Annotated in this window: 20 protein-coding genes; 9 read left to right on the top strand and 11 right to left on the bottom strand. The window is 63.0% G+C overall.

Annotated elements, in window-relative coordinates; all coding sequences use genetic code 11:
- Positions 1-142: 142 nt before the first annotated feature.
- Together QME24_RS20440 and QME24_RS20445 are read right to left on the bottom strand one after the other, a co-directional pair.
- Positions 143-757 carry an NAD(P)-dependent oxidoreductase gene (locus QME24_RS20440; RefSeq protein WP_054906010.1) on the bottom strand — a complete coding sequence of 205 codons (615 nt, stop codon included), beginning with the start codon at positions 755-757 and terminating at the stop codon, positions 143-145.
- 27 nt (positions 758-784) lie between these two features.
- Positions 785-1,660 (bottom strand): MBL fold metallo-hydrolase, encoded by an 876-nt coding sequence (locus QME24_RS20445; protein WP_054906009.1) that lies wholly within the window; start codon positions 1,658-1,660, stop codon positions 785-787.
- A 103-nt stretch (positions 1,661-1,763) separates the two neighbouring features.
- Between QME24_RS20445 and QME24_RS20450 the strand changes: the two genes are divergently transcribed.
- Complete coding sequence (locus QME24_RS20450; protein WP_192440872.1) at positions 1,764-2,678, top strand: LysR family transcriptional regulator; 915 nt, start codon at positions 1,764-1,766, stop codon at positions 2,676-2,678.
- Between the two features lie 97 nt (positions 2,679-2,775).
- Here the strand turns inward: QME24_RS20450 and QME24_RS20455 are convergent, their stop codons facing one another.
- Positions 2,776-3,645: an oxaloacetate decarboxylase gene (locus QME24_RS20455; protein ID WP_009685607.1), complete on the bottom strand. Its 870-nt coding sequence runs from the start codon at positions 3,643-3,645 to the stop codon at positions 2,776-2,778.
- A 438-nt stretch (positions 3,646-4,083) separates the two neighbouring features.
- Between QME24_RS20455 and QME24_RS20460 the strand changes: the two genes are divergently transcribed.
- Positions 4,084-5,535, top strand: coding sequence for an MDR family MFS transporter (locus QME24_RS20460; RefSeq protein WP_054906007.1), 1,452 nt, complete (start codon positions 4,084-4,086; stop codon positions 5,533-5,535).
- A gap of 105 nt (positions 5,536-5,640) precedes the next feature.
- Here QME24_RS20460 and ttgR read toward each other — a convergent pair whose 3' ends face one another.
- Entirely contained in the window at positions 5,641-6,273 is a 633-nt protein-coding gene (gene ttgR, locus QME24_RS20465; RefSeq protein ID WP_054906006.1) for an efflux transport transcriptional regulator TtgR, read from the bottom strand.
- 259 nt (positions 6,274-6,532) lie between these two features.
- Here ttgR and ttgA point away from each other — a divergent pair, with 259 nt between their 5' ends.
- From ttgA to QME24_RS20490, 5 genes are all read left to right on the top strand, one after another.
- Positions 6,533-7,687: a toluene efflux RND transporter periplasmic adaptor subunit TtgA gene (gene ttgA / locus QME24_RS20470; protein WP_009685610.1), complete on the top strand. Its 1,155-nt coding sequence runs from the start codon at positions 6,533-6,535 to the stop codon at positions 7,685-7,687.
- 3 nt (positions 7,688-7,690) lie between these two features.
- Positions 7,691-10,843, top strand: coding sequence for a multidrug efflux RND transporter permease subunit TtgB (ttgB, locus tag QME24_RS20475; protein ID WP_280091841.1), 3,153 nt, complete (start codon positions 7,691-7,693; stop codon positions 10,841-10,843).
- A complete protein-coding gene (locus QME24_RS20480; protein ID WP_054906004.1) occupies positions 10,840-12,294 on the top strand; it encodes an AdeC/AdeK/OprM family multidrug efflux complex outer membrane factor in 1,455 nt (484 codons plus the stop codon). The genes ttgB and QME24_RS20480 overlap by 4 nt, the downstream gene beginning before the upstream one ends.
- 199 nt (positions 12,295-12,493) lie before the next feature.
- Positions 12,494-13,750 (top strand): OprD family porin, encoded by a 1,257-nt coding sequence (locus tag QME24_RS20485; RefSeq protein ID WP_054906003.1) that lies wholly within the window; start codon positions 12,494-12,496, stop codon positions 13,748-13,750.
- Positions 13,751-13,955: 205 nt separating this feature from the next.
- Positions 13,956-14,468, top strand: a complete 513-nt coding sequence (locus tag QME24_RS20490; RefSeq protein WP_029887531.1) for an Mpo1-like protein — start codon at positions 13,956-13,958, stop codon at positions 14,466-14,468.
- Positions 14,469-14,648: 180 nt separating this feature from the next.
- Here the strand turns inward: QME24_RS20490 and pcaC are convergent, their stop codons facing one another.
- From pcaC to pcaR, 7 genes are all read right to left on the bottom strand, one after another.
- Positions 14,649-15,041, bottom strand: coding sequence for a 4-carboxymuconolactone decarboxylase (gene pcaC, locus QME24_RS20495; RefSeq protein WP_047583944.1), 393 nt, complete (start codon positions 15,039-15,041; stop codon positions 14,649-14,651).
- 10 nt (positions 15,042-15,051) lie between these two features.
- Positions 15,052-15,843, bottom strand: coding sequence for a 3-oxoadipate enol-lactonase (gene pcaD / locus QME24_RS20500; protein WP_280091756.1), 792 nt, complete (start codon positions 15,841-15,843; stop codon positions 15,052-15,054).
- Between the two features lie 11 nt (positions 15,844-15,854).
- Complete coding sequence (locus QME24_RS20505; protein ID WP_192440879.1) at positions 15,855-17,207, bottom strand: 3-carboxy-cis,cis-muconate cycloisomerase; 1,353 nt, start codon at positions 17,205-17,207, stop codon at positions 15,855-15,857.
- A gap of 9 nt (positions 17,208-17,216) precedes the next feature.
- Positions 17,217-18,506 carry an MFS family transporter gene (locus QME24_RS20510; protein WP_280091755.1) on the bottom strand — a complete coding sequence of 430 codons (1,290 nt, stop codon included), beginning with the start codon at positions 18,504-18,506 and terminating at the stop codon, positions 17,217-17,219.
- A gap of 201 nt (positions 18,507-18,707) precedes the next feature.
- A complete protein-coding gene (gene pcaF, locus QME24_RS20515) occupies positions 18,708-19,913 on the bottom strand; it encodes a 3-oxoadipyl-CoA thiolase (protein ID WP_192441727.1) in 1,206 nt (401 codons plus the stop codon).
- A gap of 261 nt (positions 19,914-20,174) precedes the next feature.
- Positions 20,175-21,521, bottom strand: coding sequence for an MFS transporter (locus tag QME24_RS20520; protein ID WP_054905772.1), 1,347 nt, complete (start codon positions 21,519-21,521; stop codon positions 20,175-20,177).
- 341 nt (positions 21,522-21,862) lie between these two features.
- On the bottom strand, positions 21,863-22,672 hold the full coding sequence (pcaR, locus tag QME24_RS20525) for a pca regulon transcriptional regulator PcaR (protein WP_033690932.1): 810 nt from the start codon (positions 22,670-22,672) through the stop codon (positions 21,863-21,865).
- A 540-nt stretch (positions 22,673-23,212) separates the two neighbouring features.
- Here pcaR and QME24_RS20530 point away from each other — a divergent pair.
- Together QME24_RS20530 and QME24_RS20535 are read left to right on the top strand one after the other, a co-directional pair.
- Positions 23,213-23,413 (top strand): hypothetical protein, encoded by a 201-nt coding sequence (locus tag QME24_RS20530; protein ID WP_009685625.1) that lies wholly within the window; start codon positions 23,213-23,215, stop codon positions 23,411-23,413.
- Positions 23,414-23,721: 308 nt separating this feature from the next.
- Positions 23,722-25,194, top strand: a complete 1,473-nt coding sequence (locus QME24_RS20535) for an inorganic phosphate transporter (protein ID WP_009685626.1) — start codon at positions 23,722-23,724, stop codon at positions 25,192-25,194.
- The last annotated feature ends 231 nt before the right edge of the window (positions 25,195-25,425 follow it).

The raw sequence follows: 25,425 nt of genomic DNA on the forward strand, positions 1-25,425 counted from the left end.
CTTTATCGGCGCTTGGGTGAAAAGGGAGGAGGGGCGAGGTCTCCCACGGTCTGTACTGCGCTAACAGTCAGAAGCTGACTTTGTCCCTCCTCCTCCCTTCAAGTCTAACCATACAAGCGGGCGAGCCCGCGAAGTAGGCGACTCAATACCCGACCGTGAACCGCTGCCGCGAATGCTGCGGTTGCTCCAGCTCATCCAGCATGGCAATCGCATAGTCGGCAAAGGTGATCCAGCTCTTGCCATCCGCAGCGATCAGCAGATGGTCCTTGCCCAGCGTGTAGTGCCCGCTGCGCTCGCCTTCAACAAACTCCGCCGACGGTGAGAGGAAGGTCCAGTCCAGGTCCTGCTCGCCCTGCAACGCCTCCAGAAAACGCACACCGCCCGTGGCCTCGGCCCTGTAGGCCTCCGGGAAATCCGGGCTGTCGATCACCCGCTGCCCCGACGGCAGCAACAGGCTGGCGGCACCGCCAACCACCAGCAGGCGTTTGACCCCGGCACGCTTGACCGGCTCGATGATCGCCTGCGGCTCGATGGTGGAGAAGTGCGCTGCAGTCAGGACTGCGTCCACACCTGTCACTGCTGCCTCCAGGGCTGTGCCGTCCTTGGCATCCAGCGCCTTGATGGTCACCCCGTCACGCCCCTGCAGCTGCGACGGGTCGCGGGCAATCGCCACCACGTCATGGCCACGGCGCAGGGCCTCTTCCAGCAACTGGCTGCCAGCACGACCGGTGGCGCCGATGATTGCAATCTTGCTCATGTCATACGCTCCATCAATTGAACGGAATTACCACTTCATTTCGCCCTTGGCGACCTTGGCCCCCAGCTCCAGCGAGCTTTCATCGGCCAGGCCCGGGTAACGCTGCTTCATCGCCTTGATCAGCGCGCCGGCATCTTTCGCCTTGGCGGCCTCGCTGTCGAAATCGCGAATGTAGTTGGCCGTGAAACGCACGGCCTGCAACGAACGGCTGCTATCCCCCAGGTAGTGGCCCGGGACCACCGTGCGCGGCGCCAGCGCTTCGATGCGCGCCAGGGTGCTCAGCCAGTCGGCATGGGACTTGGGCGTTTGCGTATCCGCCATCCACACATGAATGTGTTCGGCTACCACGACACCGCCGACCACGGCCTTGATCGAAGGGATCCAGACGAAACTGCGGTCAGGCTGAGGGCCGTCCAGGCCGACCACTTCCAGGGCTTGCCCCTCCAGGGTCAGGCGGTCGCCTTCGAGCACCTGAGGCAGCACCAGCCGCGCCGGTTTGTCGGCCCCCATCTGCGGCCCCCAGTAGGCCAGCTTGGCCTCCATGGTCTGGCGGATGTGCGCAACGGTGGCAGCCGAAGCCAGCACCTTGGCGTCGGGGAACGCCTGGGTCAGGGTATCCAGGCCAAAGTAGTAATCCGGGTCACCGTGGCTGATGTAGATGCTGGTCAGGTGCTTGCCACCCGCCCGCAGGCGTTGCACCAGTTGCTCGGCCTGGGCCTTGCCGAACTGGGCATCGACCAGCACCGCATCGTGCTCGCCACTGACGATTACCGAGCTCACCGGGAAAATAGCGTCGTGGCCGGGGTTGTAGACTTCCAGGTGCAAAGGCTCGGCGGCCATGGCCGGCCCGGCGAGGGTGACGCAGGCCAGCAACAGGCCACGCAGTGGGGTGAACAGGGGCATTGGGTAAGCCTTCCGCTAGATCGATGCCCCACAGCTTAGTTGCCCGATCCGTAACAAAAAATGCGATGCTTGGACATAGTTTGTTTCTGAAAGCGAGCAAGTCATGGACCGTCTGAACGCCATGCGCGTCTTTGTCACCGTTGTCGACCTGGGCAGCCAGTCAGCGGCGGCGGATCACCTGCAACTGTCGCGTCCGGTCGTATCGCGTTACCTGGCCGAGCTGGAAGACTGGGTGGGTGCACGCCTGATGCAACGCACCACACGCAAGCTCAGCCTAACGGCCGCCGGCCAGGAAACCCTGCCACGTTGCCGGCAATTGCTGGACCTGGCAGGTGAACTGCAGGCCGCAGTACAACAGCCGGACGATGCCCCCAAGGGGGCATTGCGCATCAGCGTCAGCACCTCGTTCGGCCAGGCCCAACTGGTGGATGCCATCGCGGCTTATGTGCAGCGTTACCCCGGTGTGAAGGTTGAACTGCAGATGCTCGACCGCACCGTCAACCTGGTAGACGAGCGCATCGACCTGGCCATCCGCACCAGCAACGACCTGGACCCCAACCTGATTGCCAGGCGGCTGAGCGTGTGCCGGTCGGTGGTCTGTGCGGCACCCGCCTATCTGCACAAGCATGGCACCCCGCAACAGGTCGAGGAACTGAGCCGGCACAACTGCCTGACCCATGCCTACTTCGGCCATAGCCTGTGGCACTTCGACGTGGCCGGCCAGCAGGTGAGCGTGCCGGTGGCCGGCAACATCAGCGCCAATGAGGCAATGACCTTGCAGAAGGCGGCACTGGCTGGGGCCGGCATTGCCATGTTGCCGACCTACCAGGCCGCCGACGCCCTGCGCAAAGGTGAACTGGTGCGGCTGCTGGCACACGCCAGGCCGCGCGAGCTGAACCTGAATGCGGTGTACACCTCGCGCAAGCACATGCCGGCCACCTTGCGCAGCATGCTGGATTTTCTGGTGGAGCGGTTCAAGGACGACCCAGAGTGGGACCGCGATCTGTCATGGGCATGATGGCCTCATCGCCGGCCAGCCGGCATGGCTATGCACCTTGGTCCCATCTGTCGCTGTACCTTGAGCGCCGTCCGTTGAGTTGACGGCGCGCTGCCGGTCACTCCTCGACGCTCATGTACTCCTTGGCCCAGCGGATGTAGTCCTCAGGCTGGGTGTAGGTGTGCGAGAGTTCGGTGGCGCTGAGGTTGTCCGACTTGTTCTGCTTGCCGCGCTGCAGCCGCAAGCAGTCGTAGGTGGCTTTGATTGCAGCAAAGTACGCCGCGTGGCCATCGACGGCTATGCGCACGCCCAGGCGTGCCAGGCGCTCGTCGTCATGCAGGTTCGGGTTGCCATAGGTGACCAGCATCAGCGGCACGGTCAGGTGCTCGGCGATCTTTTCGAGCTGCTCGAAGTCCTTTACGCCCACCATGCAGATGCCATCGGCACCGGCCTTCTGGTAGCTCTGGGTACGCACGATGATTTCTTCGGTGGTGAGCACGCCGGCATTGGTACGGGCGATGATCGACAACGACGAATCGACCCGGGCCTCCAATGCCGCCCGGATCTTGCCAACGCCCTCATCAACCGGGATCAGGTCGGTGGACTTGCGCCCGAACTGGGCTGGCAGCAGGGTGTCCTCGATGGTCAGGGCAGCCACGCCGGCACGCTCCAGCTCGATCACCGTGCGCATCACGTTCAGTGCGTTGCCATAGCCATGGTCGGCGTCGGCCAGCACCGGCAACTGCGCCACCCGGCCAATCCGGGTGGCCTGCTCGACGAACTCACTGAGGGTGATCAACGCAAAGTCCGGCGCAGCCAGCACCTGCAACGAGGCGACCGAGCCGCCGAGGATACCGACCTCGAACCCCAGGTCAGCCGCAATGCGTGCCGACATCGGATCGAACACCGAGGCGGTGTGGTAACAGGAACCTGAAGCGAGCAGCTCGCGGAAGGCAAAACGCAGATCTTGATGGGAAGCCTTGGGCATGATCACTCCGCAATTATGTGCAAATTTTGAACGGTAACTACCGACCCCTGCAATCGGGTCTACCTGACCTGTTGCAACCGTCGCCATGTGGGCGGTCATGCTCGGCATGCAGGCAGAGGAATAAAAGGTGTGGGAGACAGGGGCCCGTGAAACCTGCGGCATAATGTTGCACCAAGCTGGTGCAACCCGCGGCAATCGGCCCCTGTGGCATACCAACGATATCACGCGGCCATGCTGCACTGGATGAATACGCCAATGCCGATTCGGCATAGGGGATGCAGTTAGTACATAGGAAGCTACCTAACTCGGGTTACAATTCGAGGGCCTGTTCGCGGGCACGCCCGCTCCCACGGATACGGCTCATGCTCGAGCCTGATCGTTACCTGTGGGAGCGAGCATGCCCGCGAAGATGCCAAAACCGATAACCAAGGTACCCCCGTGACCGCCGCCCTGCCCCCCACCACCCTGCGCAACGTGCTCACCGCCCTGATGCTGGCGATCTTTCTCGGCGCCCTGGACCAGACCATTGTCGCCGTCTCGCTGCCAGCCATCTCGGCCCAGTTCAACGACGTCGGCCTGCTGGCCTGGGTCATTTCCGGCTACATGGTCGCCATGACCATCGCCGTGCCCATCTACGGCAAACTGGGCGACCTGTACGGCCGACGGCGCATGATCCTGACCGGCATCAGCCTGTTCACCCTGGCCTCGATCGCCTGCGCGCTGGCCCAGGACATGCAGCAACTGGTGCTGACCCGGGTACTGCAAGGCATCGGCGCAGGCGGCATGGTCTCGGTCAGCCAGGCGATCATCGGTGACTTCGTGCCGCCCCGCGAGCGTGGCCGTTATCAGGGCTACTTCAGCAGCATGTATGCCGTGGCCAGTGTCGCCGGGCCCGTGCTGGGCGGTTGGTTGACCGAATACCTGTCGTGGCGCGGCGTTTTCTGGATCAACCTGCCGCTGGGGCTGCTGGCCTTGTGGTCGATTCACCGAGCCTTGGCGGGCATGCCGGTACAACACCGCCAGGCCCAGGTCGACTACCTTGGCGCTGTACTGTTGATTCTCGGCCTGGGCAGCCTGCTGCTGGGCATTACCCTGGTCGGCCAGGGCCAAGGCTGGGGCGACCCGGCCGTGCTGGCATTGTTCGCCTGCGCCGTGCTGGGCCTGGGCTTGTTCATTGCCCACGAAAGCCGCTGCGCGGAACCGTTGCTGCCACTTGGCCTGTTCGGCAATCGGGTAGCCGTGCTGTGTTGGGGGGTGATCTTCTTTGCCAGCTTCCAGTCCATCTCCCTGACCATGCTCATGCCCTTGCGCTACCAAGGCATCACCGGTGCCGGTGCCGACAGCGCCGCCCTGCACCTGCTACCGCTGGTGATGGGGCTGCCCATGGGGGCGTTCACCGGTGGCCGCATGACCAGCCTCACCGGGCGCTACAAACCGCAGATCCTTGCCGGCGCAACATTGATGCCGCTGGCCATCGTCGGCATGGCCTTCACCTCGCCGCAGTCGGCGTTGCCCAGCGCACTGTTCATGCTGTTGACCGGGATAGCCTGTGGCCTGCAGTTCCCGACCTCGCTGGTAGCCACGCAAAGCGCGGTGGCCAGCCAGGACATCGGCGTCGCCACCAGCACCACCAACCTGTTCCGCTCGCTGGGCGGGGCCATGGGCGTGGCATGCATGTCCAGCCTGTTGCTGGCACTGCTGCACCAGGGCGGTTTCGAATTGCTCGGTAACCCGTTGCTGGGGAGCTTGAAGGCGGGAGAGGTGGACGAGGCGACCCAAGGGCGGTTGCTGCAGACATTCCGCCAGCTGTTGCTGGGCAGCGCGGTGGTCGCGGTGCTAGGGCTGATCGCGGCGGTGGCGTTACCGGACCGGCAACTGCGCGGCCGTTGAGCACCTGGCCATGGTGCAGGCACGGTGCCTGGCTGAGGGCACGCAACGCATTAATCGTCCCTTAATACAAAGCGGAAACACTCCCTCACAATCCTTAACAAAGAGTCATTTGCGCAGCGCCGGGCTCAAGCGCAGCATATCCAGCCCGGTGTCGACCCATTTGTCGACATCCGCCAACAGTTCAATGCTGTCCGGCAACAACAGCCAGCGCCCGATCAGGCCATCGACATAGGCAAACAGGGCCACCGCCGCGCGCTCGACATCCAGCTCGCCCGGCAACTGGCCCCGGCGCACGGCATTGGCCAGGGCCAGGGTAATGCCCCTGTGGCAATCCAGCACTGCGGCCTGGCGCTGCTGGCGAATCTCACACATGTCATCGGTGAACTCGCACTTGTGATGCAGGATCTCATTGATACGCCGGGTTCGGGCATCGAGCACCAGCTCGTTGAACACCTGCAACAGCAGCTTGCGCATGCAGCCCAGCGGGTCGACCTCGTCCTCGCTTTCGCTCGCGCGCGCCAAATGGTCATGGGTTTCATGCAGGCTGTCGAGCAACGCCTGCACCAGTTCGGCCTTGTTGTTGAAGTGCCAGTAGATCGCCCCGCGGGTCACCCCCGCCAACGCGGCGATGTCGGCCAGCGTGGTTCGCGCAACCCCGCGCTTGTAGAAGGCCTTCTCCGCTGCCTCGATGATCTGGGCGCGGGTTTCCTGGGCTTCCTCTTTGGTTCGACGGACCATGGCAGTACAACCTCATCGGGCCCGAACGCACGCTGCGCACGGGGAAACATTTCGCGGGCACCTCTGCAGGGCGCCTCGCGGCGGGGCTAATCACGGGCTGTGGCGGTACCTGGGTACAACCAAGCGGTATTTACAAACAACCATGAATGTAAGTATATTCCTTAGCAAGCTATTTATCTACCGGATAGCAAATTTCTCCAGATCTCGACTCTTCCATTATTCTTGAGCGTCTACCTGCTCCTGCGACCCGAGGATCCTCATGCAATTCAAGCCAGCCGTTACCGCTCTGGTTTCCGCCGTCGCCCTGGCAACACTGCTCAGTGGCTGTAAGAAAGAAGAAGCAGCGCCAGCGGCGCAGGCTCCTCAGGTCGGCGTCGTAACCATCCAGCCACAACCTTTCACCCTGACCTCGGAATTGCCGGGGCGCACCAGTGCCTACCGCATTGCCGAAGTGCGCCCGCAGGTCAATGGCATCATTCTCAAGCGCCTGTTCAAGGAAGGCAGCGACGTCAAGGAAGGCCAGCAGCTCTACCAGATCGACCCTGCCGTGTACGAGGCAGCGCTGGGTAACGCCCAGGCCAACCTGCAAGCTACCCGCTCGCTGGCCGAGCGTTACAAGCAACTGATCGACGAGCAGGCCGTGTCGAAGCAGGAATACGACGACGCCAATGCCAAACGGTTGCAAGCAGAAGCATCGCTGAAAAGTGCACAGATCGACCTGCGCTACACCAAGGTGCTGGCCCCTATCAGCGGGCGTATCGGCCGCTCAGCGGTCACCGAAGGTGCGCTGGTGAACAACGGCCAGACCAACGCCATGGCCACCATCCAGCAACTCGACCCGATCTACGTCGACGTTACCCAGTCCACTGCCGAGCTGCTCAAGCTGCGCCGCGACCTGGAAAGCGGCCAGTTGCAGAAGGCTGGCGACAACGCCGCCTCGGTACAGCTGGTGCTCGAAGACGGCAGCCTGTTCAAGCAGGAAGGCCGCCTGGAGTTCTCGGAAGTTGCAGTCGACGAGACCACCGGCTCGGTGACCCTGCGTGCGCTGTTCCCCAACCCTGACCACACCCTGCTGCCCGGTATGTTCGTGCATGCGCGGTTGAAGGCCGGGGTCAACGCCAACGCCATTCTGGCCCCGCAACAGGGCGTTACCCGCGACCTGAAAGGTGCGCCAACCGCGCTGGTGGTGAACAAGGACAACAAGGTCGAACTGCGTCAGCTCAAGGCCAACCGAACCCTGGGCAGCGACTGGCTGATCGAAGAAGGCCTCAACCCGGGTGACCGCCTGATCACCGAAGGCCTGCAGTACGTGCGCCCTGGCGTCGAGGTCAAGGTCAGCGAAGCCACCAACGTCAAGAAGCCGGGCAGCCCTGATCAGGCCAACGCGGCGAAAGCAGACGCCAAAGCGGAGTAAACCATGTCGAAGTTCTTTATCGATCGCCCGATCTTCGCCTGGGTGATCGCCTTGGTGATCATGCTGGTCGGGGCCTTGTCGATCCTGAAGCTGCCGATCAACCAGTACCCCAGCATCGCGCCGCCGGCCATCGCCATCGCCGTGACCTACCCGGGCGCTTCGGCGCAGACCGTGCAGGACACCGTGGTCCAGGTGATCGAGCAGCAGCTCAACGGTATCGACAACCTGCGTTATGTGTCGTCGGAAAGCAACTCCGACGGCAGCATGACCATTACCGCCACCTTCGAGCAAGGCACCAACCCCGACACTGCGCAGGTGCAGGTGCAGAACAAGCTCAACCTGGCCACCCCGCTGCTGCCGCAGGAAGTGCAGCAGCAAGGTATCCGTGTTACCAAGGCAGTGAAGAACTTCCTGATGGTGATCGGCCTGGTGTCCGAAGACGGCAGCATGACCAAGGACGACCTGGCCAACTACATCGTCTCCAACATGCAGGACCCGATCTCGCGTACTGCCGGTGTGGGCGACTTCCAGGTGTTCGGTGCACAGTACGCCATGCGCATCTGGCTCGACCCGGCCAAGCTGAACAAGTTTCAGCTGACCCCGGTCGACGTCAAGAATGCCGTGGCTGCGCAGAACGTGCAGGTGTCCTCCGGCCAGCTTGGCGGCCTGCCGGCCATGCCGGGTACCCAGCTGAACGCGACCATCATCGGCAAGACCCGCCTGCAGACCGCCGAGCAGTTCGAGAAGATCCTGCTCAAGGTCAACAACGACGGTTCCCAGGTGCGCCTGGGGGATGTCGCCGAGGTTGGCCTGGGCGGTGAAAACTATGCCATCAGCGCCCAGTTCAACGGCAAGCCCGCCTCCGGTCTGGCCGTGAAGCTGGCAACCGGGGCCAACGCCCTGGACACGGCCAAGGCGCTGCGCCAGACCATCAGCGACCTGGAACCCTTCTTCCCACCTGGGGTGAAAGCGGTATTCCCGTATGACACCACGCCGGTGGTCACCGAGTCGATCAGTGGCGTAATCCATACGCTGATCGAAGCGGTGGTGCTGGTGTTCCTGGTGATGTACCTGTTCCTGCAGAACTTCCGCGCCACCATCATCACCACCATGACCGTGCCGGTAGTGTTGCTGGGTACCTTCGGCATCCTTGCTGCTGCGGGTTTCAGCATCAACACCCTGACCATGTTCGCCATGGTGCTGGCCATCGGTTTGCTGGTGGACGATGCCATCGTCGTGGTGGAGAACGTCGAGCGGGTCATGTCCGAAGACGGCCTGCCGCCCAAGGAGGCGACCAAGCGCTCCATGGAGCAGATCCAGGGCGCCCTGGTGGGTATCGCCCTGGTGCTGTCGGCGGTTCTGCTGCCCATGGCGTTCTTCAGTGGCTCCACCGGCGTAATCTACCGGCAGTTCTCCATCACCATCGTTTCGGCCATGGGGCTGTCGGTGCTGGTGGCGCTGATCTTCACCCCTGCCCTGTGCGCGACCATGCTCAAGCCGCTGAAAAAGGGCGAGCACCACACCGCCAAAGGTGGCTTCTTCGGCTGGTTCAACCGCAACTTCGACCGCAGCGTCAACGGCTACGAGCGCAGCGTGGGCGCCATCCTGCGCAACAAGGTGCCGTTCCTGCTGGCCTATGCACTGATCGTGGTTGGCATGATCTGGCTGTTCGCCCGTATCCCTACCGCGTTCCTGCCCGAGGAAGACCAGGGCGTGCTGTTCGCCCAGGTGCAGACCCCGGCCGGCTCCAGTGCCGAGCGCACCCAGGTGGTGGTCGACCAGATGCGCGAATACCTGCTCAAGGATGAAGCCGACACCGTGTCGTCGGTATTCACCGTCAACGGCTTCAACTTCGCCGGCCGTGGCCAAAGCTCGGGCATGGCATTCATCATGCTCAAGCCATGGGGTGAACGGTCCCAGGAAAACAGCGTGTTCGCCTTGGCCCAACGCGCCCAGCAGCACTTCTTCACCTTCCGCGATGCCATGGTGTTCGCGTTTGCCCCACCGGCGGTGCTGGAACTGGGTAACGCCACCGGTTTCGACGTGTTCCTGCAGGACCGCGGTGGTATCGGCCATGCCAAGCTGATGGAAGCGCGCAACGAGTTCCTGGCCAAGGCGTCGCAGAGCAAAGTGCTCAGTGGCGTACGCCCGAACGGCCTGAACGACGAGCCGCAGTACCAGCTGACCATCGATGACGAGCGTGCCAGCGCCCTGGGCGTGACCATCGCCGACATCAACAACACCCTGTCCATTGCCTTAGGTGCCAGCTACGTCAACGACTTCATCGACCGTGGCCGGGTCAAGAAGGTGTACATCCAGGGCGAAGCCAACGCGCGGATGAGCCCTGAAGACCTGCAGAAGTGGTACGTGCGCAATGGCGCTGGCGAGATGGTGCCGTTCTCCTCCTTCGCCAAGGGTGAGTGGAGCTACGGTTCGCCCAAGCTGTCGCGTTACAACGGTGTGGAGGCCATGGAGATTCTCGGTGCCCCGGCGCCTGGCTACAGCACCGGTGAAGCCATGGCCGAGGTCGAGCGTATTGCCGGCGAACTGCCTAGCGGTGTGGGCTTCTCCTGGACCGGCATGTCCTACGAGGAAAAACTCTCCGGCTCGCAGATGCCGGCACTGTTCGCCCTCTCGGTACTGTTCGTGTTCCTGTGCCTGGCAGCGCTGTATGAAAGCTGGTCGATCCCGATCGCCGTGGTGCTGGTGGTACCGCTGGGTATCATCGGTGCACTGATCGCCACCAGCCTGCGCGGCCTGTCCAACGACGTGTACTTCCTGGTCGGCCTGTTGACCACCATCGGCCTGGCGGCGAAAAACGCCATTCTGATCGTCGAGTTCGCCAAGGAACTGCACGAGGAGGGTCGCAGCCTGTACGACGCCGCGATCGAAGCCTGCCGCATGCGTCTGCGCCCGATCATCATGACCTCGCTGGCATTCATCCTTGGCGTGGTACCGTTGACCATCGCCAGCGGCGCGGGCGCCGGCAGCCAGCACGCCATCGGCACCGGCGTGATCGGCGGCATGATCAGCGCGACCGTGCTGGCAATCTTCTGGGTACCGCTATTCTTCGTCGCAGTGTCGTCGCTGTTCGGCAGCAAAAAGCCGGAAAAAGACGCCACCCCTGAAACTCCACGTTATGAGGCTGGGCAATGACCAAGTCTTTGTTGTCCCTGGCGGTAACCGCTTTCATTCTGGGCGGCTGCTCGCTGATCCCTGACTACCAGACCCCGGAATCGCCGGTGGCTGCGCAGTGGCCGCAAGGCCCTGCATATTCCCCCACGCAGTCGGCAGACGTCGCCGCTGCCGAACAGGGCTGGCGCCAGTTCTTCCGTGACCCGGCACTGCAGCAGCTGATCCAGACTTCGCTGGTCAACAACCGCGACCTGCGTGTTGCCGCACTGAACCTCGACGCGTACCGCGCGCAGTATCGCATTCAGCGGGCCGACCTGTTCCCGGCGGTCTCCGCCAACGCCAGCGGTAGCCGCCAGCGGGTACCGGCGAACATGTCGCAAACCGGTCAGTCCAGCATCACCAGCCAATACTCGGCCACGCTGGGTGTCAGCGCCTATGAACTGGACCTGTTCGGCCGGGTACGCAGCCTGACCGAGCAAGCCCTGGAAACCTACCTGTCCAGCGAACAGGCACGGCGGTCCACGCAAATTGCCCTGGTGGCCAGCGTGGCCAACGCCTACTACACCTGGCAGGCCGACCAGGCGCTGTTCAAGCTGACCGAAGAAACGCTGAAGACCTACGAGGAAAGCTACAACCTCACCCGCCGCAGCAATGAAGTGGGCGTGGCCTCGGCACTGGACTTGAGCCAGGCGCGCACCGCCGTGGAAGGGGCCCGGGTCAAGTATTCGCAGTACCAGCGCCTGGTCGCCCAGGACGTCAACAGCCTGACCGTGCTGCTGGGCACCGGCATTCCTGCCAACCTGCCCAAGCCGCTGGAGCTCGACGCCGATCAACTGGCGGAAGTACCGGCCGGCTTGCCGTCCGACATCCTCCAGCGCCGCCCGGACATCCAGGAAGCCGAACACCTGCTCAAGGCCGCCAATGCCAATATCGGCGCCGCCCGCGCAGCGTTCTTCCCAAGCATCAGCCTGACGGCCAACGCCGGCAGCCTGAGCCCCGACATGGGACACCTGTTCTCGGGCGGCCAGGGCACCTGGCTGTTCCAGCCGCAGATCAACCTGCCGATCTTCAACGCCGGCAGCCTGAAGGCCAGCCTGGACTACTCGAAAATCCAGAAGGACATCAACGTCGCCAAGTACGAAAAGACCATCCAGACGGCCTTCCAGGAAGTCTCCGATGGCCTGGCAGCGCGCAAGACCTTCGAAGAGCAATTGCAGGCCCAACGCGACCTGGTGCAAGCCAACCAGGACTACTATCGCCTGGCCGAGCGCCGCTACCGTATCGGTATCGACAGCAACCTGACCTTCCTCGACGCCCAGCGCAACCTGTTCAGTGCCCAGCAGGCGCTGATCGGCGATCGCCTGTCGCAGCTGACCAGCGAGGTCAACCTGTATAAGGCGCTTGGTGGCGGCTGGTACGAGCGCACTGGCCAAGCCAACCAGCAAGCCGCGGTGGATACACCCAAAGGCTGACCTGGCTTGGTACAGCACAAGGCCCACCCTGGCGGTGGGCCTTTTTCATGGTTGCTGCAAAATGTGTCAGTAATTAACCAACTGGAACATTCCGTTCGATTATCGCCCCCTTCCGTTTGCGACGAATTGCCTCATCCCCGCCTCACGCCGCACCATCCCCCCACGCAACGCCCCAATAAAAACAAGAGATCCACGACAGATGAGCACTTCGCAAACCGCACGCCAGCTGCTGCCCGGCCTGTTGGCCATGTCCTGCGCCCTCCCCGTCTTTGCTGCCGACCAAGGCGGTTTCCTGGAAGACGCCAAGGCCACCCTCAACCTGCGCAACTTCTACATCAACCGTAACTTCGTTGACCCGGCCAACCCACAGGGCAAGGCCGAAGAATGGACGCAGAGCTTCATTCTGGATGCCCGTTCCGGCTTCACCCAAGGCACCATCGGTTTCGGCGTGGACGTGCTGGGCTTGTATTCGGTCAAGCTCGACGGTGGCAAAGGCACCACCAACACCCACCTGCTACCCGTGCACGACGATGGCCGCCCAGCCGATGATTTCGGCCGCCTGGGTGTGGCGTTGAAGGCCAAGCTTTCCGAAACCGAACTGAAGGTCGGGGAATGGATGCCGGTGCTGCCGATCCTGCGTTCGGACGACGGCCGTTCGCTGCCGCAAACCTTCCGCGGTGGCCAGCTGACCTCCAGGGAAATCGCCGGCCTGACCCTGTACGCCGGCCAGTTCCGCGGCAACAGCCCGCGCAACGACGCCAGCATGGAAGACATGTCGATGAACGGCAAAGGTGCGTTCACCTCCGACCGGTTCAACTTCGGTGGCGGCGAATACACCTTCAACGACAAACGCACCATGATTGGCCTGTGGGATGCCCAGCTCAAGGACATCTACCACCAACAGTACCTGAACCTGACCCACAGCCAGCCGCTGGGCGACTGGACCCTGGGCGCCAACCTGGGCTACTTCATCGGCAAGGAAGACGGCGCCGAGCGTGCCGGCAAACTGGACAACCGTACCGCCTCGGCGCTGTTCTCGGCGCGCTACCAGGGCCATACGTTCTACGTGGGCCTGCAAAAGGTCAGCGGCGACAACGCCTGGATGCGGGTCAACGGCACCAGCGGCGGGACCCTGGCCAACGACAGCTACAACTCCAGCTTCGACAACGCCAAGGAACGCTCCTGGCAGGTGCGCCATGACTTCAACTTCGCCACTGTTGGCGTTCCCGGCCTGACGCTGATGAACCGCTATATCAAGGGTGAGAACGTGACCGTCGGCAACGTTGATGATGGCAAGGAATGGGCCCGGGAAACCGAATTGGCGTACGTGATCCAATCGGGCAGTTTCAAGGACCTGTCGGTGAAATGGCGCAACTCCACCATGCGCCGTGACTTCAGCACCAACGCCTTCGACGAGAACCGGCTGATCGTGAGCTACCCGCTGAACCTGCTGTAAGTGTAAGCCCTGCCAATGTGCGCCATGGCCCCGCTGGATAAGCCCGCGGGGCGCCCCTGCCATTCGCCCCGCTGATAATAGTGGTGGCTGCGGGCTATCCTGAGCTATACCCATTGCCTGTACCGGGCCTGTCGCGGCGTGTAACCGCCGCGCAGGGCCCTGACAGGCAGCTTGACCAGCCCAGGCAAACCAGGGAGGCACAACAATGAAAACGCTCGTCGACCACCTGAGCCAGTACGCCAGTTACCACCGCGACCCGCGCAACATCGTCACCCACTTCATCGGCATCCCCATGATCGTGCTGGCAGTCACCATCCTGCTGTCCCGCCCCGGGTGGGAGGTTGCCGGCATATGGCTGTCCCCTGCCCTGCTGGCGGCAGCGGCTTCGGTCTGGTTCTACCTGCGCCTGGACCTGCGCTTCGGGCTGGTGATGGGGGCGTTGCTGGGCTTGTGCCTGTGGGTTGGCCAGGTGCTGGCGGTGCAGCCTACCGGCCTGTGGCTCGGTGCCGGGGTGGGCGCGTTCGTGCTGGGCTGGATCATCCAGTTCGTCGGCCACTATTACGAAGGCCGAAAACCAGCGTTTGTGGACGACATCAGTGGCCTGATCATCGGGCCTTTGTTCGTGGTGGCAGAAGCGGCCTTCATGTTGGGCTTGTGCCCGGCCCTGAAGCAGGCTGTGGAAAGCAACGCAGGCCCGGTGGCCATACGCTCGATGTAACCGTGGCACCTGAGCGGCCTTGTGTCGCGCTGTAACCCCGGCACCTGTGTAGGAGCGGCCTTGGGTCGCGATGGGCTGCGCAGCGGCCCCGGCAATCGTAGCTGCGAAGCTGATATTCCGGGGCTGCTGCGCAGCCCATCGCGACCCAAGGCCGCTCCTACAGGCGGGGCCGCGTGAGGGTCAGCTACGCGACTCTACCCCTAGCTCGTCCCATACCGACTCCGCCAGGTGGAAGGTGGCGTTGGCCGCTGGAATGCCGCAGTAGATCGCGCTCTGCATCAGCACTTCCTTGATCTCGTCGCGGGTCACGCCGTTGTTGGCCGCTGCGCGCAGGTGCAGCTTCAGTTCGTCGTTACGGTTCATGCCGATCAGCATGGCAATGGTGATCAGGCTGCGGGTGTGACGTGGCAGACCGGGGCGGGTCCAGATGTCACCCCACGCATGGCGGGTAATCATTTCCTGGAACTCGCCATTGAAGTCGTTGAGCTTTTCCAGGCTGCGGTCCACATGGGCATCGCCCAGTACCGCGCGGCGTACTTGCATGCCGGCGTCGTAGCGTTGTTTCTCGTCCATGGCAGGGTCCTCAGTGAGCCAACAGGAAGGCAAGCACGCGGCGGCTGAACGCCTCGCCAATCTCGACGTTGGACAGGTGCGCTGCCGGGAACTCGACATATTCGGCACCGGCAATACCGGTTTGCATGAACTGGCCGTACGCCGGGGTGGTTACCACATCTTCTGTCCCTGCCACGATCAACGTCGGCACCTGGATGCGACCGAGTTGCTCACGGAAGTCGGCATCACGCACCGCCGCGCAGTTGCCGGCATAACCCTGGGGGCAGGTCTGCGCCAGCATCTGGCAGATACGCTGGGCCTCTGCGGCTTGTGCCTGGGCAAAGGCTGGGGTGAACCAGCGGGCAATGGACGCGTCGCGCAGGTCGACCATGGCCTGCTGGCCGCCCTTGAGCACGGTGTCGATACGGGTGTTCCACACCTCGTCATTGGCGATTTTGGCGGCGGTGTTGCACAAGGTCAGGCTACGCAAGCGCTCACCGGCATTGATGCCCAGCCACTGGCCAATCAGGCCACCCATCGACAAACCGACAAAGTGCGCCTTGGCAATGTCCAGGCCATCGAGCAGCGCCAGCACATCGCGGCCCAGTTGCTCGACGGAATAAGGGCCTTCGGTGACCAGCGATGCACCGTGGCCACGGGTGTCGTAGCGCAGCACCCGGAATTGCTGGGCCCACAGCGGCATCTGGGCGTCCCACATGCCCAGGTCGGTACCCAGCGAGTTGGACAGGACCAGCACCGGGGCGTCTGCCGGGCCATCGAGTTGGTAATTCAAAACGCCATCGGCCAGTTGCAAATGCGCCACAGCGGTCTCCTTCAGGCAGTGAAACGTTGATGTTCGGACACGGCGCGCGCCACCCAGACGCGGGCCTGGCCCAGGTAATGGGCCGGGTCGAGCAAGCGATCGAGTTCCTCGGCGGACAGCTCGGCGCTGACCTGCGGCTCCTCACCCAGCACGGCACGCAGGTGACGATGCTCGGCCACAGCGCGCTGGCAGCATTGCTCCAGCAGGTGGTGGGCGCGGTCACGGCCCAGGCGCTGTGCCAGCACAATGCTCACCGCCTCGGCCAGCACCAGGCCCTGGGTCAGATCGAGGTTGCGGCGCATGCGCTCGGCATCCACCTCCATCCCCTCGGCAATCACCTGGGCCTGGCGCAACGCACCGGAGACCAGGCAGCAGATTTCTGGCAGGGTTTCCCATTCGGCATGCCACAACCCCAGGCTGCGCTCGTGTTCCTGGGGCATGGCGCTGAACATCGTCGAAACCAGCCCCGGCACCCGGGTGGCGGCCCCGATCAGAACGGCGGCCCCCACCGGGTTACGCTTGTGGGGCATGGTCGAAGAGCCGCCCTTGCCCGGCGCGGAAGGCTCGAACACTTCGCCAGCCTCGGTTTGCATCAGCAAGCTGACATCGCGGCCAAACTTGCCCAGGCTGCCGGCGATCATGCCCAGCACCGAGGCAAACTCCACCAAGCGGTCGCGCTGGGTGTGCCAAGGCTGTTCCGGCAGGGCCAGCCGCAGTTGCTCGGCCAGCGCCTCGGCCACCGGCAGCGCCTTGCTGCCCAAGGCCGCCAGGCTGCCCGAGGCGCCGCCGAACTGCAGCACCAGCAAGCGCGGGCGCAACGCCTGCAAGCGCTGGCGATGGCGGGTCACGGCGCCAAGCACCCCGGCCAGCTTCATGCCCAAGGTCACCGGCGTGGCATGTTGCAGCCACGTGCGCCCCACCATGGGGGTGTCGGCGTGCCTCAAGGCCTGCTGCGCCAAGGTTTCGGCAAGCTGGCCAAGGTCGCTTTCCAGCAAGTCGAGGGCAGCGCGCAACTGCAATACCAAGCCGGTGTCCATCGCATCCTGGCTGGTAGCGCCCAGGTGCACATAACGCTCGGCTTCGGGCACGCCGGTGGCGATCACCTTGCCCAACGCCTTCACCAGCGGGATTGCCGAGTTGCCAGCGCTGGCGATGGCATTGGCCAGGGCGCCTACGTCATAGCGCTCGGCCTGGCAGGCCGCCTCGATGGCGGCCACGGCGCTGTGCGGAACCAAGCCGACCGAAGCCTCGGCGCGGGCGAGCGCGGCCTCGAAATCCAGCATGCCCTGCAGGCGGCCACGGTCGGAAAAAACCTCGCGCATGGCCGGCGCGGTGAAGTAGGCATCGAACAGTTGGTTGCTCATGCAGCTTCCTTAATGATCATGGTGCAGGTACTCGGCCTGCTTCGGCAGGCGCAGGCTGAACAGGAAGGCTATCGCCATCATCGCCGTCACGTACCAGTAGAACGTATTCTCCATCCCCATGGTCTTCAGCCCCAGGGCCACGTACTCGGCCGAACCGCCGAATGCCGCGTTGGCCACCGCGTAAGCCAGGCCTACACCCAGCGCGCGAACTTGCGGCGGGAACATTTCGGCCTTCACCAGGCCGCTGATCGAGGTATAGAAACTGACGATGCACAGTGCCAGGCTGATCAGCACGAAGGCCATGAACGGGCTGGTCACGGTTTTCAACGCCATCAGCAGCGGCACGGTGAACAGCGTTCCCAACGCGCCGAACAGCAGCATGGAATTGCGTCGGCCAATCCTGTCGGACAGCATGCCGAAGAACGGCTGCAGCACCATGAACAGGAACAGCGCAGCCGTCATCACATAACTGGCGTTCTTCGCCGTCATGCCAGCGGTATTCACCAGGTACTTCTGCATGTAGGTGGTGAAGGTGTAGAAAATCAGCGACCCACCTGCGGTGTAGCCCAGCACGGTGATGAAGGCTGCAGCGTGGTTGCTGAACAAGCCTTTGATGGTGCCGGCATCCTTGTCCTGACGGGTTTCGGCGCTGCTGGTTTCGTGCAGCGAGCGGCGCAGCATCAACGAGATCAGTGCAGCAATGGCCCCGACCACGAACGGAATGCGCCAGCCCCAGGCACGCAGCTCATCCTCGGTCAGCAGCTGCTGCAGGATCACTACCACCAGCACGGCCAAAAGCTGGCCGCCGATCAGCGTCACGTACTGGAACGAGGCAAAGAAGCCGCGCTGGCCGCGCAGGGCCACCTCACTCATGTACGTGGCGGTGGTGCCGTACTCGCCACCCACCGACAGGCCCTGGATCAGGCGCGCCAGCAACAGCAGCGCCGGGGCCCAGGTGCCAATGCTGGCATAGGTGGGCAGGCAGGCGATCATCAGCGAGCCGAAGCACATCATCAGCACCGAGATCATCAGCGAGTTCTTGCGGCCATGGCGGTCAGCGAGGCGGCCGAAGAACCAGCCACCAATCGGGCGCATCAAGAAGCCTGCGGCGAATACCCCCGCGGTGTTCAGCAACTGCACCGTGGGGTCGTCGGAGGGGAAGAACGCCGGGGCGAAGTAGATCGCACAGAAGGCATAGACGTAAAAGTCGAACCATTCCACCAGGTTGCCCGAAGAGGCACCAACGATAGCGAAGATGCGCTTGCTGCGCTCTTCACCGGTGTAATAGGTTGAGGTCATGGTGAGATTACTCCTGAAGGGTCCCAGGTTATTCTAGACATACCTGGTAACACCTCGTTCCGCCTTGAGGCTGGCACTTGGCCTTGAGTCGAAGGTGCCGGCCCCTTCGCGGGGCAAGCCTGCTGCCACAGTTTGCCGTTGTGCAGTGGGCAACGACCATGCTGTAACACCCGGCTTGCCCCACGAAGGGGCCAGGACAGGTCAAACCCGTTCGATGGCCAGCGCCAAGCCTTGGCCGACGCCCACGCACATGGTCGCCAGGCCTTTACGGCCACCGCTTTTCTCCAGTTGATGCAGCGCCGTCAGCACCAGGCGAGCACCGCTCATGCCCAGCGGGTGGCCCAGCGCGATCGCGCCGCCATTGGGGTTCACCTGCGGCGCATCATCGGCCACGCCCAGCTCACGCAGCACTGCCAGGCCTTGGCTGGCGAACGCTTCATTGAGCTCGATCACATCGAAATCATTCACCGCCACACCCAGGCGCTCGGTCAGCTTACGCACTGCCGGGACCGGGCCAATGCCCATCACCCGTGGCGCAACGCCACCGCTGGCCATGCCCAGAACGCGGGCACGCGGGGTAAGGCCATGCTTCTTCACCGCTTCAGCCGAGGCCAGGATCAGTGCTGCCGCACCATCGTTGACGCCCGAAGCGTTGCCGGCGGTGACGGTCTTATCCGGGCCGTTGACCGGCTTGAGCTTGGTCAACGCTTCCAGGGTGGTCTCCGGGCGCAGGTGTTCATCACACTCGACGATCACTTCACCCTTCTTGTGGGCGATGCGCACCGGCACGATTTCCTCGGCAAAAAAACCGGCTGCCTGCGCTGCAGCGGCCTTTTGCTGGCTGCGCAAGGCGAAAGCATCCTGGTCGGCGCGCGATACCTGATAATCGTCGGCCACGTTGTCGGCGGTTTCCGGCATGGAGTCCACGCCGTACTGGCTCTTCATCAGCGGGTTGATGAAACGCCAGCCGATGGTCGTGTCTTCCAGCTTCATGTTGCGCGAATAGCCGCTTTCGGCCTTGCCCATGACGAACGGGGCGCGCGACATCGATTCCACACCCCCGGCGATGGCCAGCTCCATTTCCCCGCTGGCAATGGCGCGGAAAGCAGTGCCAATGGCATCCATGCCCGAAGCACACAGGCGGTTAAGGGTAACGCCCGGAATGCTTTCGGGCAGGCCGGCCAGCAGCAGCGCCATGCGCGCCACGTTGCGGTTGTCTTCACCTGCCTGGTTAGCGCACCCGAAAAACACCTCGTCAACCTGGTCCCATTGCACACCGGGGTTGCGCTCGATCAGCGCCTTCAGTGGCACGGCGGCCAGGTCGTCGGCACGCACACCGGCCAGGGCGCCGCCAAAGCGGCCAATCGGGGTACGGATGGCGTCACAGATGAATACGTCTCGCATCAGGCTTCTCCTGCCGGCTGGCCATGGGCCGCGGCGGTACGGGCATCAAGGTCACGCGGGGTGGCAGCTTGATTTCGGTGGGTTCGGTGGTGGTCTGCACGTGGCATTGGAGGCTCCTGGTCAGGGTGCTTCAGTAAGCTCAGATTAAGGAGGCCGGTGGGTAGCTTACAATCCGATAATCGGTTATTCGTGCGATTATCGAACTATTTGTTGCCTTACTACCCACCATCGTACAGCGCCTGGCCGGCAAGGGCGGCCTCGCTATCAGGTGGCGTCGGCGTGGCTCACCAGCCCTTTCACCACCACCCCAACGGTAGCCAGCGCCGCCGGCACCAGCAGCGCCGTGAGCACCTGCTCGAAGCTCCAGCCCAGGCCCAACAGGGTCGCGCCGCTCCAGGCCCCGAGAATCGCGCCGAAGCGGCCGATGCCCAGCATCCACGATACCCCGGTCGCCCGGCCTTGGGTCGGGTAGAAGCGCGCTGCCAGCGACGGCATGGCCGACTGGGCGCCGTTCACGCACATACCAGCCACCAGCACCAGCGTCGCCAGCAAGGTGATATTGCCCAGGCTCTGCCCTACGGCGTAGGCGAAGACCCCGGCCAGCAGGTAGAAAGCGCCGATCACCTTGTGCGGGTTGAAGCGGTCCATGGCCCAACCCACACCGACCGCACTCAGCACGCCACCGAACTGGAACAAGGCACCGATAAAGGCCGCCTGCTCCATGCTCGCGCCACTGTCACGCATCAGGGTCGGCAGCCAGCTGGTCAGCAGATAGACGATCACCAGGCCCATGAAATAAGTCAGCCACAGCAGTACGGTACCCAGGCCGTAGGTGCCAGAGAAAATCACCGAGAACACGTTGCGGGCGGCCACGGCTTTCTGTTCCGGCACGCTGAAGCTGGCCGCCTCGGCCACCACCTGCGGGGCGATCGGCGACAAGGTCTTGCGCACCCTGTCAGTGCCACGGTTACGCACCACCAGGAAGCGCGCCGACTCCGGCAGCCAGACCATCAGCACCACGGCCAGCAGCAACGGCAGCACGCCACCGACTACCAGCAGGCTGTGCCAGCCATAGGCCGGGATCATTTTCGCGGAAATGAAGCCACCGCCGGCCATACCCAGGTTGAAGCCGCAGAACATGCTGGTGACCAGCAGCGACTTGAGCCGCTCTGGGGTGTACTCCGACAGCAGCGTGGTGGCGTTGGGCATACCCGCCCCCAGGCCAAGGCCGGTCAGGAAGCGCAGCACCAGCAGCTGGTCGACGTTGGAGGCATAGGCCGAGGCCAGGCTGAAGCCACCGAATACCAGTACAGCACCCACCAGCACGCCCTTGCGGCCAAAGCGGTCGGCCAGCGGCCCCGAGCCCAGGGCGCCGAAGACCATGCCGATCAACGCGGCACTCATCACCGGGCCCAGGCTGGCACGGTCAATGCCCCATTCCTGCGACAGGGCCGGGGCGATGAAGCCCATGGCGGCCGTGTCCAGGCCATCGAGGAAGACGATCAGAAAGCACAGCAGCACGACCCGCCACTGATAGCGGGACAACGGTTGCTGATTGATGAACGACTGGACGTCGAGGCTCGCGCCGACGTTGGTTTGCGCTTGGTTCATTGTTGTTATCCAGAATAAGGGGCACAGCCAGTCCTTTGCACTCGGCTAGCCGGTACAGGTGGGCAACGCTAGGGAAAATGGCCTGGGTTAGCCTGGATACAACGAAACTGCATGCGGGTGCGAGCGCAGCAGCCTAGGGACAGTATGCATGGTATGTGCCTCATGTTTTTCTTGTTCGGTCGGCACAGCCGACCGTTGCGAGAGACATTAATCAGCGGGCGCAGGTGAAGCAATTCGCCGCGAACGACACTGTGCGTTTATCGCACAGGAAACCGTTTTGCCTGTTCAAAAAACCGCTGGCGCCGGCCCCGCAGGTTGCTGCGCCCCCCTCCCTTGCGCGCTCAACCAAACAGCTGGTGGCACAGGTCCCGGCTGGCAGCCAGCAGTATCGGCAAGAAGCGCTGCTCCAGTTCGCTGCGCGTGACCCGCCCGACGTGGGTACTTACGTTCAAGGCTGCCAGCACCTGCCCGGAAGCGTCGTACACCGGCACGGCAATCGAGCGCAGCCCCTGCTCCAGTTCCTGGTCCACCACACACCAGCCTTGGGCGCGGACCTGCTGAATACAGGCGAACAACGATTCGGCATCATGCAAGGTACGGCTGGTGCGCGCCTTGAGGTCGGCCCGCTCCAGGTATTCGCGCAGGCTGGTGTCATCCAGCGCCGCCAGCAGAATGCGCCCCATCGACGTGCAGTAGGCGGGCAGGCGCCCGCCCACCGACAAATCGACCGAAATCAGGCGCTCGACCGTGGCCGAACGGGCTATATAAAGGATGTCGTCACCTTCGAGGGTGGCCATGTTGGCCGCCTCGTGCAGCTGGTCGCTGATGCGGTCCAGGTACGGCTGGGCCGAAATCGCCAATGGCGTGGATGACAGGTAGGCATGCCCCAGGGTCAGCACTTTGGGTAGCAGCGAGTAGGTGCGCCCATCCGTGGTGGCATAGCCCAGCTTGATCAGCGTGTGCAGGCAACGGCGCACGGCGGCCCGGGGTATTTCGGTACGGTGGCTGATCTGGGCGATGGTGAGGTGGCGCTTGCGCTCCTGGAAAGCCTGGATCACCGCCAGGCCACGGGCCAGGGATGTCATGAAGTCCGGGTCGCCGGTGAAAGCCTGGATGCGCTTGGCCGGCGAGGCCACGATCGGCGGCGCCATGGCCGCCAACACAGGCCGTGCCGCCTCTGGGCTGGCAGAAGCGTTGTCCACCGTTTCGTCACTCATCGCACACCTCAAAAAAAACGCCGGTTCGTGCGATTATCGAACAAACGGCCGATAATCGCAATTGACCGCTGACACTTTTGCTTATACCTTTCTCCTGCCACATGTGGCTTCTTTGGAGAGACTGGTCAGGTACCCACCGTAGAAGTCCCCAGGCAACGGCCTCGCCTTTCGGCGGGGCCGTTTTTCATTCCCCCCTCGCCAGCTTGTTGCCCGAACTTTTATCCGGCATGCCTTTCAAACTTGTAAGAAAGCCCCAACTTGTTTACCGGCACATGCCATAACGTGCGTCGGATGATGGCGGTGCAGGTTAAATAACGATGTTCGGCAAATTATCGGTTGCTATAATCGGCACCACAGTCGTGACGCAATTGTGCCCACGGAACCTTCCGTGGAACCAAGCCGTTGCGGCCGGAACAGGGCGCACAAGCGCATAACGCGTTACCCCCGTGATTACACTTAATTCAGGTACTGCATGTGACGAAAGATGAACTGCGCGCAGAACTCGAGCGCCAGGCTGAACGTTACAAGGATGTCTACGGCGGCGAAGTCACCACCTATGCCGCACAAACGGAACCGGAGCGCAAACCCTGGCGCAAACGCGCCAGCCTGCGCGACCAGGCTTTCAGCCAGGAACTGGAACGAATGGAAAAGGAACTACGCAGCGAGAACCCCTGACCCGGGTCGATGCAGCGCTGTGTTCGCCCGGCTCGCCCGGGCGTGTTGGCCTTATTACCCAAGCGAAGTGAAATGGATTTTCACAAATTTCAAACGATCGTTTTAATTAGCGCCGAAGCTGCACCTTTACGTTTTTGACCTGCTTTTCGCAGCAATTCGCCGATTTAACCTGAACTTGCCCTGTAATCAAGGGCCGCTCGCAGGGCAGCTTTGGCGCTTTTGGCCGTGCCAACGGCCTGCTGGAGGTGCATCGATTGCCAAGGTTTTCTGGCATAATCCCGCCCCCCTATGACCGCCAGACAACCTTCATGATCGATTTATTCAGCGGACTGGATGCCTGGGTATTGGTGAGCCTGCTGCTCGCCTTGACCTTCGTACTCGCCTTCGAGTTCATCAATGGCTTTCATGACACCGCAAACGCGGTAGCTACCGTCATCTATACCAAAGCCATGCCTCCCCACCTCGCCGTGTTCTTCTCCGGCGTGTTCAACTTCTTCGGCGTACTGCTGGGCGGTGTCGGGGTGGCCTACGCCATCGTGCACCTGCTGCCGGTGGAGTTGCTGATCAATGTGAACACCGGGCACGGCCTGGCCATGGTCTTCTCCCTGTTGGCCGCGGCCATCACCTGGAACCTCGGCACCTGGTACTTCGGTATTCCCGCTTCCAGCTCGCACACGCTGATCGGCTCTATTCTGGGTGTAGGTCTGGCCAATGCCCTGATCAACGACATCCCGCTGGGAGACGGCGTTAACTGGCAGAAAGCCATCGACATAGCCATGTCGCTGGTGGTCTCGCCAATGGCAGGCTTCGCCGTGGCTGCCCTGGTGCTGCTCGGCCTGAAGTGGTGGCGCCCGCTGTCGAAGATGCACAAGACCCCCGAACAGCGCCGTAAACTCGACGATAAGAAGCACCCGCCCTTCTGGAACCGCCTGGTCCTGGTGGTTTCTGCCATGGGTGTGAGCTTCGTGCACGGTTCCAACGACGGCCAGAAAGGCATTGGCCTGATCATGCTGGTGCTGATCGGTATCGTGCCGGCCAAGTTCGTGCTCGACCTGAACAGTACCACCTATCAGATCGAGCGTACCCGCGACGCCACCCTGCACATGAGCCAGTTCTACGAGCGCAACGCCGCCACCCTGGGCGAGTTCCTGGCCCTGGGCAAGGCCAAGGCCAGCGACCTGCCGGAACAGTTCAGTTGCAACCCGCAGCAGACCGAGCCGACCATCGCCGCACTGCAAACCTCGTTGCAAGGCGTGACCGACTATCACAGCCTGGCTGCCGAGAAGCGCGTTGAAGTACGCCGCTACTTGCTGTGCCTGGATGACACCGCGAAGAAGGTTGGGAAGCTGCCTGGCCTGGAAGCCCGCGAAAAGGCCGACCTGGAAAAACTGCGCAAAGACCTTACCGCCACCACTGAATACGCCCCGTTCTGGGTAATCGTGGCCGTTGCCCTGGCCTTGGGCCTGGGCACCATGGTGGGCTGGAAGCGTGTGGTGCTGACCGTTGGCGAGAAGATCGGCAAGCAGGGCATGACCTATGCCCAGGGCATGTCGGCACAGATCACCGCGGCCTGTGCCATCGGCATGGCCAACGTGTTCGCCTTGCCGGTGTCGACCACGCATGTGCTGTCGTCCGGCGTGGCCGGCACCATGGTCGCCAACAAAAGCGGCCTGCAAGGTGGCACCGTCAAAACCATCCTGATGGCTTGGGTTCTGACCCTGCCAGCCTCGATGGGCCTGGCGGCCGGCTTGTTCTGGCTGGCGTCCAAGGCCATTGGCTGAGTGACACCGCAATAGACAAAGGCGCCCACGGGGTTAATGCCTGTCAGTTAAGGGTTATTGGGGCTGCTTTGCAGCCCTTCGCGGGCACGCCCGCTCCTACACGCTTGGCGCTGAACTCAAGAAATGCGCTATCCCCTGTGGGAGCGGGCGTGCCCGCGAAGGGTCGCAAAGCGACCCCAACTACTTAACTGACTGGCATTAACCCCGGGGCGCCTTTTTCATATCGGCAGC

Source organism: Pseudomonas sp. PARCl1, from assembly GCF_947311875.1.
In the GTDB taxonomy this organism is placed as follows: Bacteria; Pseudomonadota; Gammaproteobacteria; order Pseudomonadales; family Pseudomonadaceae; genus Aquipseudomonas; species Aquipseudomonas juntendi.